This is a genomic window from Streptomyces daghestanicus (assembly GCF_020521275.1).
Lineage (GTDB): Bacteria > Actinomycetota > Actinomycetes > Streptomycetales > Streptomycetaceae > Streptomyces > Streptomyces griseoviridis.
Window position 1 is genome coordinate 184235 of the sequence record NZ_BNDX01000014.1, and the last position, 16364, is coordinate 200598.

At 68.8% G+C, this 16364-nt stretch carries 12 protein-coding genes and 3 pseudogenes; 2 read left to right on the plus strand and 13 right to left on the minus strand.

Going from position 1 to position 16364, the window contains the following annotated elements; translation table 11 throughout:
- Positions 1-211 precede the first annotated feature (211 nt).
- Positions 212-1639, plus strand: a complete 1428-nt coding sequence (locus tag Sdagh_RS26060; RefSeq protein ID WP_226535815.1) for a PHB depolymerase family esterase — start codon at positions 212-214, stop codon at positions 1637-1639.
- Between the two features lie 455 nt (positions 1640-2094).
- On the opposite strand, the pseudogene Sdagh_RS26065 reads toward Sdagh_RS26060, so the two are convergent.
- From Sdagh_RS26065 to Sdagh_RS26080, 4 genes and pseudogenes are all read right to left on the minus strand, one after another.
- A pseudogene (locus tag Sdagh_RS26065) lies at positions 2095-2935 on the minus strand (IS5 family transposase).
- Between the two features lie 437 nt (positions 2936-3372).
- Positions 3373-4460 (minus strand): annotated as a pseudogene (locus Sdagh_RS26070) (FAD-dependent oxidoreductase).
- Between the two features lie 10 nt (positions 4461-4470).
- A pseudogene (locus tag Sdagh_RS26075) lies at positions 4471-4743 on the minus strand (IS30 family transposase); the annotation flags it as partial.
- Between the two features lie 142 nt (positions 4744-4885).
- Positions 4886-6004, minus strand: coding sequence for an FAD-dependent oxidoreductase (locus Sdagh_RS26080; protein ID WP_190011696.1), 1119 nt, complete (start codon positions 6002-6004; stop codon positions 4886-4888).
- A 53-nt stretch (positions 6005-6057) separates the two neighbouring features.
- Between Sdagh_RS26080 and Sdagh_RS26085 the strand changes: the two genes are divergently transcribed.
- Positions 6058-6750, plus strand: coding sequence for a TetR/AcrR family transcriptional regulator (locus tag Sdagh_RS26085; RefSeq protein ID WP_190078169.1), 693 nt, complete (start codon positions 6058-6060; stop codon positions 6748-6750).
- A gap of 180 nt (positions 6751-6930) precedes the next feature.
- Here the strand turns inward: Sdagh_RS26085 and Sdagh_RS26090 are convergent, their stop codons facing one another.
- From Sdagh_RS26090 to Sdagh_RS26130, 9 genes are all read right to left on the minus strand, one after another.
- Positions 6931-7797 (minus strand): ABC transporter permease, encoded by an 867-nt coding sequence (locus Sdagh_RS26090; RefSeq protein ID WP_189423953.1) that lies wholly within the window; start codon positions 7795-7797, stop codon positions 6931-6933.
- 43 nt (positions 7798-7840) lie between these two features.
- Positions 7841-8935 (minus strand): ABC transporter substrate-binding protein, encoded by a 1095-nt coding sequence (locus tag Sdagh_RS26095; RefSeq protein WP_189423955.1) that lies wholly within the window; start codon positions 8933-8935, stop codon positions 7841-7843.
- Positions 8936-8948: 13 nt separating this feature from the next.
- Entirely contained in the window at positions 8949-10544 is a 1596-nt protein-coding gene (locus Sdagh_RS26100) for a carboxylesterase/lipase family protein (protein ID WP_190078170.1), read from the minus strand.
- A 24-nt stretch (positions 10545-10568) separates the two neighbouring features.
- Positions 10569-11261, minus strand: a complete 693-nt coding sequence (locus tag Sdagh_RS26105; protein ID WP_226535819.1) for a GntR family transcriptional regulator — start codon at positions 11259-11261, stop codon at positions 10569-10571.
- A 106-nt stretch (positions 11262-11367) separates the two neighbouring features.
- Positions 11368-12228: an amidohydrolase family protein gene (locus tag Sdagh_RS26110; RefSeq protein WP_189423959.1), complete on the minus strand. Its 861-nt coding sequence runs from the start codon at positions 12226-12228 to the stop codon at positions 11368-11370.
- Between the two features lie 43 nt (positions 12229-12271).
- Positions 12272-13255: an ABC transporter substrate-binding protein gene (locus Sdagh_RS26115; RefSeq protein ID WP_189423961.1), complete on the minus strand. Its 984-nt coding sequence runs from the start codon at positions 13253-13255 to the stop codon at positions 12272-12274.
- A 59-nt stretch (positions 13256-13314) separates the two neighbouring features.
- Positions 13315-14196: a hypothetical protein gene (locus tag Sdagh_RS26120; RefSeq protein ID WP_189423963.1), complete on the minus strand. Its 882-nt coding sequence runs from the start codon at positions 14194-14196 to the stop codon at positions 13315-13317.
- Positions 14193-15407 carry a DUF3500 domain-containing protein gene (locus Sdagh_RS26125; RefSeq protein WP_189423965.1) on the minus strand — a complete coding sequence of 405 codons (1215 nt, stop codon included), beginning with the start codon at positions 15405-15407 and terminating at the stop codon, positions 14193-14195. Before Sdagh_RS26125 ends, Sdagh_RS26120 begins: the two co-directional genes overlap by 4 nt.
- A 44-nt stretch (positions 15408-15451) precedes the next feature.
- Positions 15452-16348, minus strand: a complete 897-nt coding sequence (locus Sdagh_RS26130) for a substrate-binding domain-containing protein (RefSeq protein ID WP_190078171.1) — start codon at positions 16346-16348, stop codon at positions 15452-15454.
- Positions 16349-16364 lie beyond the last annotated feature (16 nt).

Consider the following 16364-nt stretch of genomic DNA (forward strand, 5'->3'; position numbering starts at 1 on the left):
ACTCTGACGTCGACTCATGGTGCGGACACAACTTTTCACGGCTGACTCACAGCGGAAATTCATGATCACTCAAGAAACGGACGAAATCGTTGACAATAGCGCCGACCGAGGCCGGGACAACCCCACCGACCGACGTCCGCATCGCATGTCGAACCGGACGGTACGCAGCCGCACTCCTGAGGAGAGGCGGCCCGCCAAGGGAGAAGATGACATGAAACGCCGCAGCCTCCTTACCGGAATGATGGCCGCGACCGTCACCCCCGTCGTCGCCGGATGCTCGTCCGGAACCCAGCAGACCGAAACGGCAGCCGCCGCGCAACTGGCCGCCAGCGCCGGCCACATCACCGAAGGCACCGCCATCACCGAGGTCTTCGGTGACGGACAGAAGCTCACCGCCGTGGCACTGAAGTACGACAAGGAGATCGATGCGGCCAAGCTGTCGCCGTCCGCGTTCGAGGTCACCGACAGAACAGTGACGAACGTCTACGCCAACACCGAGCCGGCGAAGGCGGCGCACGGCGTCAACGGCCAGTACGTCGTCATTGAACTCTCGCCGCTGGACCACGCGGCCCGCCTGTACGAGGACTCGTTCTCGGGTTCGTCATCGTCTTCACAGCAGCCCTCGGCCGCCACGTCGTCGTCGCCGATTCCGTCCGGGTCCCCGTCGGGCTCTCCGTCCGGTGGCGGACCGGGAGGCGGCGGGGGCATGCGGGAGCCCACACTGAAGACGGCCTCGGCCGAGGTGACCCAGGTCGGCTCGGTGACCACCGTCGACGGCGACACTTACGCCGCCGTCAGTACTGCCGTCGCGACGAGCAAGGTCGACAACCTGATCGTCGACGACTTCCAGCAGCTGAAGTACACCGACGCCGGCACCGGACGGTCCCTGCAGTACAACCTGTTCGTACCGGAGAACTACGACAAGGCGAAGTCGTATCCGATGGTGCTGTTCATGCACGACGGCGGAACCGCCAGCAGCAACCCGCTCATCACACTGACCCAGGGGCTCGGAGCGGTCGTCTGGGCCAGCCCGTCGGAACAGGCCAAGCACGAGTGCTTCGTCCTCGCGCCCCAGTTCACCGGTGAGGACGACGAGGGCAGTGACGGCAACGCCCCCGCCCTGAGGACCATCAAGGGTCTGCTCGACTCACTGGCCGACCAGTACAGCATCGACCGGAAGCGGCTCTACACCACGGGGCAGTCGGGCGGCACGATCACCTCGATCGCCCTCGACTTCACCTACCCGGACCTTTTCGCCGCCTCCTTCCTGGTGGCCGGCCAGTGGGACGACCTCTCCCAGGTCAAGCCGCTGGCCAAGCAGAAGATCTGGGCGGTCGTGTCGCAGGGGGACGAGCAGGCGTACCCCGGCATGACCGGCATCATGAACACCCTGGAAGCGGCGGGAGCGAAGATCAGCCGCGCCGTCTGGGACGGCCAGCTCACCCCCGAGCAGTTCGCCCCGTACACCGCGCGGATGCGGGCCAAGAACACCCCGGTCAACTTCGTGGCACTCAAGAAGGGCACGGTGGTGTGGTCGGGGCTGGAGGAGAACTCCGTCGACAACCACGTCTGCACCTGGCGGGCCGCCTACACCATCGAGGGCATCCGGGACTGGCTTTTCGAGCAGAAAAGGCGGTGAGCCGGTCGCCTACGTACACAGGGGTTGGTGGACGCCGCCCGAGTGACGTATGCGTTGGTGCGTGCAAGCAGGCGGGCATGCTTCCACGGTGAGGGGCAAGGCCGATCGGTCGACGTCGGCGCACCCGACCGTGAGTCTTGCCCATCCTCACTGAGAGCAGGCCGGATGCAGGAGGATGCGGGTGGTCGAGCAGCGAAGTACACGGAGGAGCCGCCAGGACCTCCCAGCGCCCCGGGCGCGGCCGCTCGTCCTTCCGCGGCCGGTGTGTGAACGGACCGAAGATGTCGTGCACATGCCGCATGGCTCACATCATGGCTGCCCCATCGCTCCGACCCGGTGAACGTATGCGGTTACAGCACTAGCCCGAGCGGCTTGGCCGGCCGTCGGAAAATCGTGGTTCAGCCTCTGGCTTACGCTAAGAGGGCATTTGATCTAGGCGTATTACCCTGTATGCCCTAGTAGGTTCCTCGCCAGGTTGGTGTGGTCTCGTCCGTTATGCGTTTGGCGAGGTTGTTGATCGAGGCGATGTGAATCATGGCTTCTGAACTGGCAGTGAGGGTCTCGTAGTCGCGGGCGAGACGGCGGGTGCATCATGATCCAGCCAATACTTCGCTCTACTACCCAGCACCTCTTCACGACGTGAAATCCGCGCTTATCCGGGTTTCTGTTGACTACTTCGACGTCGATTCCGAGGCGGGCGCCGTGTTCGATGACGGCATTTTTGAAGCCGGTGTCGACCCAGCTCTTGGAGATGGTTGGGTACTTCTCCTTCGCCTGGTCGAGGAGGCGTATTCCCAGGGCGTTTTCCGAGAGGCTGGCGGCGGTGACGGTCACGGCGAGGATGAGGCCGATGGCGTCGGTGAGGATGCCGCGCTTCCTGCCGACGATCTTCTTGGCGGCGTCTGTTCCCTGGCTGGTCAGGGGTACGTTGGTGGAGGTCTTCACGCTCTGGGTGTCGATCATGGAGGCGGTCGGTTCGGGTTTGCGGCCGTCCTTGACGCGGGCCAGGCCGGTCAGGTCGTAGTTGAGCTGGGCGAGGATTCCCTCGTCGCGCCAGGCGGCGTAGTAGAAGTAGACGGTGCCGTGGCCCGGGAAGTCGTGCGGGCGGTACTTCCAGGGGATTCCGGTGCGGTTGATGTAGAGGAGTGCGTCGAATACGTCGCGCAGTTCGACTTTGGCCGGCTGTCCCGTCGGCCGGCGTTCGAGGCGGGCCTTTCTCCAGGCCGTCAGCGTCGGCTCGATCAGGGCCCATCGGGCGACGGACAGGTCGCTGGGGTACGGCTTGCGCTCGCTCACGGGGCAGCGTGATTCTGAGTACTGCGGAGGGGTGGGTTCCGCTGAGACTCGGACGATTCTGGGGTGTTTTCAAATCAGACGGGTTTTCGGGCATGGAGCCGCATGAGACGGACAGTCGAGTGCTCGGCCCCGCAGAGTACGAATAGCTCCTACCCGGTGAAGGCGCCCAAAGCAGGGCATGGGCAAAACTCGCATAACGAAAAAAAGCTATGCAAACGCCCACTAAGAACCCCGACTTCTTCGTCTCGATGCTCCTCGACTTCGATTCGACCGGGCGGCCGGGAACTGAACAGACGCCGCACCCATCCCTCATCACCTGCCGCGAAGCCGTGGGCATCACGCCGCCTCCGTCAACGATCTACAGCAACGGAGCACCATGCGACCGCGGTGGGCGACCAGCGCAGGTAGAAGACCAGTTCACCGGTGGTACTGAAGTATCAGAGGCGATTGAACAGGCTGACTATGCTCTGCGGCGCTTCCTGGCCGAAGAACACCTTCAGGTTCTGTGCCGAGCGTCCGGCGGAGTCGCTGCTGCGCGGGAACAGCCGCTCTTCGTAGGAAGCGAGCGCGACCTCGATGTCGGGTTGCTCCAGCAACTTGTTCGCCAGGTCGGCACCGTCGAACATGGCGAGGTTCGCGCCCTCGTCGGCGAACGGGGACATCAGATGCGCGGCGTCGCCGACGAGCGTCACGCCGGGTGACCTGTCCCATGTGAGTCCGACAGGAAGCGCGTAGATGGGCCGGAGCCACGGTTCCGCGTCGCTCTGCGTCACGAAGGCGGTGAGCAGGGGCGACCAGCCGTCGGCGAGTCGGCGAGTCGGCGGAGGCCAGCAGCTGGGTCACCGAAGTCGATCGACCTCATCCACTCCTCGGTCTTGTTCAGCGCCACGTACCCGCGCACATGCCCGTCGGCGTAGCGGTGGGCGATGATGCCTTTGCCCGGCGCGACCGCCATCAGCGTGCCACTGCCGATCGCGGCCACGCTCGCCTGACAGTCATGGCCATCTGCGCTGAGAGCGATCTCGATGAAGCAGGTGCCGCTGTAGAGGGGCTTGGCGGGCGTGAGCAGTGGACGCACCTTCGACCAGGCGCCGTCCGCGCCGATGGTGATGTCGGCATGCGCGGTGGATCCATCTGCGAAGGTGAGGTCGTGACCGCCTTGCGGGCGGTGCCGGATCGAAGCGAGTTTGTGCCCCCACCTGATCGTCCCGGGTGCCAGCGAGTCGATGAACAGCTGCCGCAGTTCGCCGCGATCCACTTCTGGACGGGCCGAACCGGGGTCCGCGGGCTGGTCGAACAGGATCGTGCCGTGGCGGTCGACCACGCGCTTGGCGTCCTCGCCCGGGCGGACGAGCGTGAGGAACTCGTCGTACAGACCGGCTGCGCGGACGGCGACCTGTCCGGTCTCTTCGTGGATATCGAGCAGGCCGCCCTGCGTGCGGGTCGTCGCCGAGGCCTCGGCCTCGTAGATCGTCGCGGCGACGCCGTGAGCTTGCAGTACCCGGGCGAGCGTCAGCCCGCCCAGTCCCGCTCCCTCAAGCGGTCAGCGCATCATCGCTGTTCAGAAGGTCAGCGTAGACCTCCGCCGGAGTGCGATACCCATGGATCTTGCGCGGACGGTGATTGAGCTCATGGGCGATGGCGTCCAGGTTGGCCTGGCTGAACGTGCGGAGGTCCGCTCTCTTGGGGAGGTACTGCCGCAGCAGCCGGTTGGTGTTCTCGATGGTGCCGCGCTGCCACGGACTCCGTGGCTTGCAAAGGTAGATCGGCATTCCGGTCTCGGCGGTGACGGCCTGGTGCTCGGCTAGGTCAGCCTCATGGTCAGTGCCGTCCAAAGTCCCAGCCGGTCGAGCATGACGCCATAGCGATCATCGGCCGCACGCCCGTTGTCCTGGTAGCGTCACCGACAAAGCGGCAACATGCGGAAACCGTCCGCAGAAGTGCTGGTGTTCAGGATGGCTGGACTTGGTCGAAGAGGGCGAGGGCTTCGGCAGGGTCCGGGCTCACGAGGCGTTCCAGACCGGCCGTCGTGATCTTTGCCCATCTGCCGGCCCGTGCCCACATCTGTTCCTCGAAGGCGTGGACGGCCTCGTCCAGATCTGCAGGCCCGGTGGCGATGGACTCGGCGAGTTCGGCGCCTTCCAGCATCGCAAGGTTCGCGCCAGCCCCCAGTGGGGGCATCAGGTGTGCGGCGTCGCCCAGTAGCGTCACCCCGGGGACGTGGGTCCAGGTGTGGGACACGGGCAGGACGTATAGGGGGCGGTCGACGAAAGCGGTGCCGTGGCGGAGGAGGTCGAGGACGGGAGCGGCCCAGCCGTCGAACAGAGCCAGCAGGCTCGATCGCACGGCCTCGACGTCGGCCAGGTCCAGGTTCGTGTGCCAGTCCAGCGGCGCGCGGAACTGGGCGTACACCTTGACGTGGCCGCCGCTGTTGCGCTGGGCCACGAGAGCTCGGTTCACCCCGTACACAGCCACGGAACCGTCGCCGATCAGCCGGGCGAGGTCAGGGTGGCGGGTGTCGACGTCGTCGAGGAAGGTCTCGACATAGGTGACGCCGGTGTAGTGCGGTGTCGCCGACGAGACCGCCGGGCGGACCCGGGACCAGGCGCCGTCCGCGCCGACCACGAGGTCGAACGTCTCCTGCCGCCCGTCCGCGAAATGGACCAGTACGCCATCCCGGGTCCCTGGCGCCACCTGCGTCACGCCCCGGCCCCACTGGACGTCGAGGGGGCCGAGCAGCAGGTCACGGAGCTGCCCGCGGTCGATCTCGGGATTGGCCCGGTCATCCGGACGGGGTCGCCAGTCGCGCAGGACGGTCCCGTCCGTGTCCAGGATGCGCATGGCCTGCCCCTCGGGACGGGACAGCGCCTGGAACTCCGCCAGCAGCCCCGCCTTGTCCAGCGCGAGCTGGCCCAGCCCTTCGTGCAGGTCCAAGGTGCCGCCCGGGGGGCGGGCGTCGGGGGCGGGATCGCGTTCGAGGACGGTGACGGGGTGGCCATGGCGGTGCAGGACGCGGGCGAAGGTAAGGCCGGCGGGGCCGCTCCCGATCACAGCGATACGATGTCTCATATCTATACACTGTATTTGCTCATTACGATGCATCGCAACAGTTCGGAGTAACCATGACCGTGTGGGACCGGCCGGAGCCGCCGACTCGCCCCGTGCCGCTCGACCGGGAGCGGATCGTCGCCGCCGCCATCGCGCTGGCCGACGAGGGCGGCCTTGCGGCGGTGTCGTTGCGCAAGGTCGCCGCCCGGCTGGAGGCCGGCCCGATGCGGCTGTACGGATATATCTCCACCAAGGAGGAGCTGTTCGACCTCATGGTGGACGAGGTCCAGGCCGAGATTGTCCCCGAGGAGCAGCCCGGTGACTGGCGGGAGGCGCTGCGCGTCCTCGCCCACCGCACAAGGCAGGCCGCCCTCCGTCACGAATGGCTGGCCGACCTGCTCGGCGGCCGCCCGGCCTTCGGCCCGAACGGCTTCGCCGTGGCCGAGTCCACCCTGTCCGCCCTCGACGGCCTCGCCGACATCGACACCGTCATGCGTGCCGTGGAGACGGTCAGCGCCTACTTCACGGGCGCGATCAGGCGCGAGATCACGAATCTGCGGGCCGCGCGCGCCACGGGCCTGTCCAAGCACGACTGGCAGCGCACCCACGGCCCGCACCTGACGAGAATGCTGGCCACGGGCCGCTTCCCGGCGTTGACCAAGGCCGTGTACGAGGGCACGGACGTGGACGCCGAGGCATCCTTCGCGACCGGCCTGGACTGGGTCCTCGACGCCGTGGCCGCCAAACTCGCCCGGCCGCCGGCGTGACGCTCAACTCCTGACCGGTGGTGAGCGACCCGGCAACGCGCGAAGCCTGCCGGTCTATCGGGACAAGCGTAGGTACCAGCCGCCCGCGCCGCGGGCGGGGGCGTAAGTATCGGGGGGTGCGCGTCCGGCGGTCTTCCAGCGCGGCTCCCGGTTCCCCACACGGTCGCTGAGGGGGGTGGCTCACGTGATCTTGCGACCCGACCGCCGGTCTCCCAGGCCGAGGCGTTTGAGGGCCAGTGTGTCCAGCGCGGTGAGCACCCCGTTGAGGATGAGCGTCATCGCCACCAGGACGATCAGGCCGGCGAACTCGGTCGGGGCGTCGAGGTTGGTGGCCGCGGTGAACAGCTCGTGGCCGACGCCTTCGGTGGAGGCGATGAACTCACCGCCGATGACACCGAGGATGGCCAGCGGTCCGCCCGTCTTGAGCGCCGCGAAGAACGGCGCGGCCAGGGTGGGAAGCGTCACGTAGCTCAGGACGTGGTGCCGGCGTCCGCCCATGACCTGGACGATCTCCACCAGTTCGCGTTCCCTCAGGCGCAGGCCCAGGTAGACGTTGTAGAAGACCACGAAGGCCACGCCCGCCGCCGCGATCGTGATCTTCGACATGGGGCCGATGCCGAAGAACAGCAGGAACAACGGCGCCAGCGCGATCTTGGGTATGCCGTTGACGGCCGCGATGAGCGGCTCCAGCACCTGGCCCGCGAGCGGTACCGAGCCGAGCACCAGGCCCATCACGGTGCCGATCGCCACACCGATCCCGAAGCCCGCCACGATCTCGACGGCCGTCGCCCTGATGTCGTTCCATCCGGTCGACGAGCCCAGCAGATCCCACAGGGCGTGTGACACGTCGGTCGGCTTGCTGACGGCGTACTCCGGCAGCACGGGCCCGCTCATCACCTGCCAGAGGACCAGACACAAGGCGATCACCGCGATACGCAGCACCACCACCAGGGCGGTCCTCCGCCACACACTGTTCTTGCCGCCTCCTGTCGGGGTCACCTTCTTGACCTCGGTCTTGCTCTCCGCACTGCTGGTGGCAGTCGCCATCGTCTGCTCCTTCCGGTTCACCGGGCGCGGCACGTCGGCCGTCTTACGGCAGGTACTTGTTGGTCCAGTTGTCGGTGGTGACCTTCGCTCCGTCGGGGAGCGTGCCCAGGCTGTTCAGGAAGGCCATCGTCTTCTGCCAGCCCGCGGCGTCCATCGATCCTTCCGTGGGCCATTCGACCTGCTGGAGGCTGTCCTCCACCACGGTGTCCGGTACGCCTTCCAGCGCCCTCTGCGCCGCCTGCACCACCGTCTTGTCGTTGCTGTTCTTCAGGTGGGTGTTCATGTATGCGGTCGCCTGCTGGACCGCCGTGACGAACTTCTCCACGATGTCGGGGTGTTCGGCGGCGTAGCTCTTCTGCGTCACCACCACCTGCCCGTAGCCGGCCTGCTCGGCGGCCCACTGGGGAACCTTGACCGGGTCGGCGACCAGGATGCCGTCCCCGGAGTCCTGGATCTGCAGCGGGATCGGCTCGGAGGTGAGGAACCAGTCGATCTGGCCATTGTTGATGGCGGCCTTGTCCGCGGCCGGACTCGGCAGCGAGACCCACTTGACCTTCTTGTCGGGGTCGACACCGTACTTCTTCAGGAAGATGCCGGCCTCGGCCCTGGTGTTGGCCGAGCTGGCGCCGCCGGTGGAGCCCGACAGCGCCTTGGCCACCTGCGCGGCGGGGGTCTTCGCGGTCAGGTCGTGGGCTGCGGCGAACTTCTTGCTCACGACGAGACCGAGCGGGTTGCCGAGGCCGTCGGCGGAGACCGCGATCTGTGGCAGGCCCTTGGCGAGGGAGGTCACGAACCCGGTGGGGCTGCTGTCGAAGAACTGCACCGAGCCCGACTGGAGCGCCGAGGGTCCGGTGGCCGCGGTCAGGCTCACAAACTTCATCTGCAGACCCTGCTGCTTGAAGAAGCCCTGTGCGTCGGCCACGTGCAGCGGTGTGTCGAAGATGCTGCCTCCACCGCCCACCGTGATCTGGGTGAGCCCGTCGGCGGTGGTCGTGGTGGGGGAACTGCCGCCGCAGGCGGTGAGCAACGCCGGTGCCAGCACCGCGGCCGAGGCTGTGGCCAGCAGCCGCCGGCTGCCTCCGGTCCGGACCCGGAAGCTGCCGCGGGCCGGGCGGGCGGTGGGGTGGTCGTGTGTCATGAACGGTCTCCTGTCACCAAGCGTGCTGAGTGAGGAAGTAGCGCTGCCAGAAATCGAGTCGGGCCGGGTCGGCCAAGGGGATGGCGCCGAAGTGCGCACCGACCTCCATGACCGCCGGGTTCTCCGGCGCCCACGCGGGCCAGTGCGGCAGCCCGGGGCCGTTGGGATCGCCGGTGGCTGCGTAGTTGGCCCAGTAACCGCTCATCGTCTCCGCGACCTCGCGGTCCTCGTCGGACCACGCGGCACGGTCGGGATGCAGGTTTCCGAGCACGAAGTCGATCTCGGAGCCGTGCGAAGCGCGGCGGGTGCCGTGGCCGGCCGTCGGGGCGGCGTAGGTCCAGAAGTACGTGTACACGGGCCGCTTTGCGTGTGCGGTCCAGTCTCTCGCCCACAGCCAGGTGGAGATCTTGGCACTGTCCCGCACCGCGGCGCAATGCGCGTGCGCCGCTTCCTCGTCGGTGTGTGCCGGGTAGAGCCGGAGGAACTCCTCGGCCTTCGCCGCGAACTTGAGACGGGAGGCGGTGACGTAGTCCTCAAGTGTCACGTGGACCGGCGGCGCGCCCGGCCGCCAGCTCTTCCGGCCGGCCTCCCGGTACATCGCGAAGGTGTCGGCGGGAACCGCCCCGCTCTCGTCGAGGTTGCTCCCTGCGAGATACCAGACGTCGTTCTGCAGGCCCTTGGCGTACGTCTCCTCGTAGCCGTGGGGAAGCACCCAGCCGTCGACCACCGGGCGGAACAAGGGCGGTTTCGCCTCGCTCCCCGTCTCGACGGTGTGGTCGACCGCGGAGGCGTTGCCCTCGACCAGCTTCTGCCAGGGCAGCGTCCGCAACCGCCGAAGGGTGCGCGCGCCACGCGCCGCCGCATACCGGGTGCCGGCGGCCTCGGCGTCGGCCAGGGTCCGGTAGGACGAGGACAGATAGCGCAGTTCGGGATCGCGGGCGTGGCGGGCGTGGCTCTGTGCGATCGCCCGGTGGAAAAGTCCCTCGGCCAGCGGTGACATAGCGAGGAAGCTGACCGATCCGGCACCGGCCGACTGACCGGCGACGGTGACCCGGTCCGGGTCGCCGCCGAAGTGGGTGATGTTGCGCTGGACCCATTCCAGCGCGGCGATCTGGTCGAGCAGCCCGTAGTTGCCGGAGGCCCGGTGTTCGGACTCCTCGCTCAGCTCGGGCGTGGCCAGGAAGCCGAGGGCGCCCAGGCGGTAGTTGAAGGTCACCACCACGATGCCCTTACGGGCCAGTGCCTCACCGTCGTAACGGGGGTTGGCGCCCGTGCCGACCCGGAAGCCACCGCCGTGGATCCAGACGAGCACCGGGCGAAGCCGCTCCTGCCCGGCGCCTGCCCCGGTCCAGACGTTGATGCGCAGGCAGTCCTCGCTCACCGGGAGGTTGTTGCCGTCCCGCTCGGAGCCCGGCACCTGAGGGCTCATCGGGCCGAATCTGTCGGCCTTGAGCACCCCGGCCCAGGGCGCCGGGGGGCGGGGTGGCCGCCAGCGGAGATCGTCGACCGGCGGGGCCGCGTAGGGGATGCCGCGGAAGACGGTGACCGACCGGTCCCGCCCGGGTATGCCCTCCACCAGTCCCGCTTCGGTCTTCACTCGCTGGAGCATGGTCTCTCTTTCCGTAGCCGTTCGTCAGCCTGCGGTGCGCTCCCGTCGCACGTGCAGCAGCAGTGCCTGCCGGGCACTGCTGACGTGGTGGAACATGGCGGCGGTCGCCGCCTGCGGATTGCGCGTGATGATGGCCCAGAGGATGGCCTGGTGCTCCTCCAGCGAGCCGGCCCGCGGGTGCGGTGCGGAGAGGTTGCGGTACTGGCGCATCACCAGGGGGTAGAGCAGGGTGTCGTACGCCCGGGCCAGGGTCTGCTGGTGGGCGGCCTCCTTCACCTGCTGGTGGAAGCGCCGGTTCCCCTGGGAGTAGCCCGTCGCGTCCCCGCGGGCCTTGCAGTCCTCCATCGCCTCCAGCGTGCGGCGCAGCCCGAGGATCTCCTCCTCGGTGGCCCGTTCGGCGGCCTTGCCCGCCAGAGCGGACTCCAGCGTCTCGCGCGCCTCCAGGATGTCCGCGGCCTCCTCGACCGAGAAGCTGCGGGTCCGTACGCCCCGGTTGACCTCACTGGTGACGTACCCCTCCTGGGCCAGCCGGACCAGTACCGTGCGCATGGTGCTGCGCGAGACGCTGAACATCCGGGTCAGGTCGGCCTCGGTGAGCCGGGTTCCCGGCTCGATGCTCCCCGACAGCAGCAGCGAACGCAGCCCTTCGTAGGCCTGGCTCTGCCGGGTGAGCGCCGTCCGGCCCGCGTCGTCGTCGAAACCGTTGGAATCCATCATGATCACCTTGTGGGTCTGCTCGGAGGAGCCGGCCGTCGGCGGGAATCGCCGGGGCCCGGCCGACATTCTGCGACAACGCGACAGGATGTCGGCCGCGGCCGGACGCTCAGGCGCCGCTCTGGGTGAGCCCCGGGTACAGCCGCCGGGCGGTGCCCGCGAAGATCTCCTGCCGGTCCTGCTCCGGCAGCCCCGCGAGGACGTTCTCGGCGAGGGCGCGCAATTCGGGCAGGGACTGCTCGGCCGCCGGCAGGTTGGACCCCCAGGCGATCCGCCCGGCGCCGAACGCCTCGAGGACCGGGGTGAGGAAGTCACCGGCCTGCTCCCCGGCGTCCCGCAGCCGCTCCAGGTTGCGGTGGGTGAGCTTGAGGTGCAGGCCCGGGTGGACGCCGAGTTCCGCGACCTCGGCGCCGGCGCGGGCGGGCGAGGACGCGATGTCGGGGTACCCGATGTGGTCCAGGAGCACCTTCACTCCGGGGAACCGCTCCAGCAGCTCCACCAGCTGACGGGTGGCCGCGCCGAGGCGCATCTGGAGGCAGACCGGCAGGTCGAGTTCGGCGGCCTGCTCCCAGAAGGGGAAGGTCTCCCCGGCGACGAACCACTCGCCCTGGGTGGGCACGGTACTGCCGCTGGTGAACAGCCGCACGCCGGCCAGGCCTCCCGCACCGACCGCGGCCTTGAGACCGGCGGCGGCGTCCGGTCGCAGCGGGTCGACGGTGCCTACGGCCACGAAGCGCTCCGGCCACCGCCGGCTGCTGTCGAGGACGTAGGAGTTGTCGTAACCGTAGTTGGTGGTGGCCTGGACCAGGACGGCCTGGTCGATGCCGGTCTCGTCCATGCGGGCGACCATGCCCTCGGCGGTCACCGGGCGGGTCGCGGCCCACTCGGACTGCTTGCCCCCGATCGGTGCCTTGGGGTAAGCGCTCAGATCCTCGGAGATGATGTGGCAGTGCGCGTCGACGAAGTCCATGCGTGGTGCTCCCTTGTCTTCGGTATGTGCGGTACGGACCGGCTCAGGCGTCCGGGTAGTCACCCGCGGCGAACAGCGACTTCAGGTCGGCGGGGAAGTCCGCGTCGAGCAGGCCCTGGTCCTTGGCGAACCGCACCATCGCCGTCAGGCTGGACTCGTTGGCCGTGATGCCGTACGGCACGGGGTCGCCGCCGATCTGCTGCGCCTGGCGGGCCAGCCGGGGCACCGCCGCCCACTCGGGCCGGTCGGTGAGGTGCCGGCGCTTGCTCTCGGCGAACGCCGCGTACAGCTTGGCCGGCAGGTCGGGGTCGCGCTCCACCAGCTCGGTACGCACCGACACCAGCGAGTGCAGCGGGTAGACGCCCTTGCGCAGGTAGTGGTCCACGGCGAGCGTGCCGGCCTCGGGGAAGAGTGGGTACGGGCCGCCGTCTCCGCCGTCCTCCGGCTCGGCCGCCGCCGTCCAGCCCGCCTTGGGCGCGCCCGCCCGTCCGGTCCCGGCGTTGCCCGTCAGCGCCGCGTCGGTCTCCCCGGCGCGCAGCAGTTCGCCCAGCGTGCGGCCGTCGGTGACCCGCTCGACGTTGGACGGGACGCGGCCCTCGACGTGGTCGTCGTCGTCCACCACCCAGGTGATCGTGTCGATGTCCACCCCGTACTCGTCGCGCAGCACGCCCCGCACCCACACCCCGGTGCTCACCGAGTAGGCGCGCACACCGATCCGGCGTCCCTCCAGATCCCGGGGCACGCGGATACCGGAGTGCGCGGCGCACTGCACGTCACCGTGGTGGAACCGCCGGTTGAGGAAGACCGGGACGGCGGTCAGCGGTATCCCTTCCTGGCGTGCCATGAGATAGGACACCGGCGCGAGTTCGCACACGTCGAACTCCAGGTCCCGGATCATCCGCCGGTAGGCACCGATGACCGGCTTGACCTCAACCGGCTCGACCGCGTATCCGTCCAGTGCGACATCGCCGTCCAGCAGCGGCTGCGCGTGGGGGTAGTCACCGAGGACGACCGTGAGCTTGTCCATACCTTGTTTACCCTGTTTCCTCTTCGTTCCGTGTTCCGTCGTGACCGTCGGCAGGGGTCTCAGCCGCCGAGGCGGGCCGGTGACACATCGAGCGCCGCGCACGTCCGCTCGACGAGTTCGTCGTAGTCCACCGCCCGCGGGATGACCTCCTGCTCCAGCGCGTAGGCGGCCGCCTTGGTGAACGCGCCGCGCAGGGCCTCGAAGCCGACGGGGTGCAGGGGGAACGGCCGTCCGGCCTCCTCCTTGGCGACGAGTACCGACCGCATCGCGTCGTACGCGGCGAGGACTGCCTCGGGGTACTGCGCGGCAGCGGCCTCGGAGACGCCGACCACGTGGTTCACCGGGATGAAGCCCTGGTCCTTCGACCACTGTTCGGCGACCGCGCGGGCGTCGTCGATGGCGGTACGGATGCGGTCGTCGGAGGGCAGTTCATTGCCCATGATGCCGAAGTCGACCTGGCCGGCCAGGAAGTCCGCCGGCAGTTTGGTCCCCTCCGGCGCGCGCTGCACCCAGGCCGGGTCCTCGGCGCCTTCGACGTGGTGGCCCTCGTACGTCGTCCAGTGGGCTTTGCGCAGATCGACACCGTACTGCTCGGTGAGGAAGCCGCGCACCCATACGCCGGTGGTCTGGCTCCAGGCGCGCACACCGATGCTGTGCCCCTCCACGTCGGCGACCGACAGCTCGCCGGTGGTCACCAAGGTCTGGTGCTGGTGGCGGCCGAGCGTGGTGACCGGCAGCAGCAGTACCGGCTTGTCGTGGGCGAGGGCCTGCAGGACGGTCACGATGGCCAGTTCGCACAGGTCCACGTCTGATCGGTTCACGAAGCCGCGGGATGCCTTGTGCACCGGCTTGATGCCGACCCGCTCCGGCTCCGCGCCCGCCTCGCGGGCCGACGAGGCGGCGGCTGCCGCGAGATCGTCGCGGCCGAGCACCAGCTTCATTCTTCTTCTCCTTGTGCCGATTCCTGTGCGCGTTCTGGTGCCGGTCCTTGTGCGGAGGGACGGTGCCGGTGGTGCCGCTCGTGGTGCTGCCGCAGCAGGTCGACGCCGAAGTCGTTGCCGTTGGGGGTGCGGACGACGGTGTGGATGTGCCGGCGCGAGTGGTAATCGTTGTCGAAGATCACGCCGGGCATGTGCTCGAACTCCACGATGATCACCGGGCTGTGGAAGCGGTAGTAGAAGGTGCCGTCGGGGTCCCCGGCCCAGCCGAAGTACGTGTCGCCCTCGTGGTCCAGTACTTCCCGCATGCGGGTGCGGGCCTGGTCCTCGCGGGCCCGGTTCACGTACAGGCCGAGGAGCCGGCGCGCGGTCTCACGCTGGCCGGCGGACATCTCGGCCAGGCGCAGGCCCCGGTAGTCGAGCTCATAGTTGTCCCGGAAGGCTCCGACGAACAGTTCCTGCGGCTTGGTGTCCGCGATCGTGGCGCGCTCCCGCTGCCGGCCGTCGAACCGCGTGAACAGCTCGTGGCCGAGCGCCTCCTCGCCCCGGAAGGCCATGGTTCCGGCGTACTTGCCACCGCCGGCGATCACCGGCTCGGCTCCGAGGAAGGTCGGGGTGAGGACCATCTGGTTCCCGACGAACACGCAGTTGACGTTGACGTGGTGTCCGTCGAGCTGCCATCCCCATGGGCCGCCGTTCTCCGGCTCCCCGTAGACGGAGAACCAGTACAGCCACTCGTTGAGTCCGTGCGTGTTGCCGCTCAGCTCGCCGATGGTGAGGTTGAGGTGCATCAGGTCGACCACCTGGCCGTACCCGTAGGCGCTGAGGCTCTCCCGGACGACGTTCATGGCCTGTCGGCGTCCGACGTCGTCGAGGTCCTCCAGCAGGACGCCGTGGCGCAGGAAGTACCGGGCGCCGTTGTTCCAGTGGCGCCAGCTCTCGTCGTCCATCGTGAACCGGCCCTCGGCACGCTGCTGCGCCGTCAGGCCCGCCAAGTACTCCTCCACCGCCCGGCACGCCTTGCGGACATCCGCGCCCGTGTCGCGCAGCGGGAACAGGCCCGGCCGGATGCCGTCGGAGGTGGCCACTCCCCGGAAGGGCTCGTGTGCCGCCTTCACCCGCCAGGCGACCTTGTCGAGCAGGTCGGGTGTCCAGGTCTCCGGCTTGCGCGTGGGCGGGTTGCCCCGCTTGCGCAGCCCTACCGGCTCTCCCATCGCTGCTCCTCCTTTCACTGGTTCCGCACGTGTTCGCTGGTTCCTCACGCGTCGAGGAAGGCCGTCTTCCGCTCGATCGCCGCGACGTCCACCGCGTCCCTGACGAGGCCCTGTTGCAGGGCGTAGCGGCCGGCGATCTCCACGCACGCGGTGAGCCCCGGGCTCCAGCCGGCGGCGACCGCTCGGCCGGCCGGTGAGTCGTCGCGCTCGCCCGCGGTGTCCGCGATCGCCTGCTTCAGGGCCTGGTACACGGCGAGCACGGCGTCCGGGGTGTCGCGCAGGACCTCGTCGCGCACCACCAGCAGGTGGTTGGCCGGGATCGTCCCGTGCCGCTCGATCCACGCCTGCCCGGCGCGCTCCGCGTCCGCCACCAGGGGGACCAGGCCCGCGCCCTGCCCGCCGATCGCCTTGGGACCGAGGACCGCCGCGCTGACGTCGTGGGAGTGCAGCAGGTCCGCGACCCGTTCGGTCTTCGACCGCTCCACGTACGGCGGGTTGACGTACTGGGCGACATGGACGTCCTCGGTCGTCACCCAGGTGACGTCGGAGGACTCGACCCCGTACTCCTCCCGCAGCCAGCCGCGCACCCACAGGCCGGTGGTCTGGCCGTAGGCACGGACACCCACGCGGTGGCCGACGAGGTCCCGGGGGCCGATCTCCGGTCCCTCCGGCAGCCTAGTGAGGGAGCGGTGGTGGGTGCTTCCGACCAGCACCACCGGCAGCAGCGTGACCGGTATGCCGGCGTCGCGGGCCTGGAGGTAGGTGGCCATCGGCAGCTCGCAGATGTCGTAGGCCAGGTCACGGACCATCCGGGCGAAGGCCGGGGGCAGTGGAGAGGACTCCGGATACCGGCACTCCACCCCCTCCACGGAGACGGTGCCCTCCTTCAGCGGACGGGTGTGCGGGTAATCGCCCAGCAGCACCTTCAACGGCGTCGGCATGGGTGTTCCTTCTCGC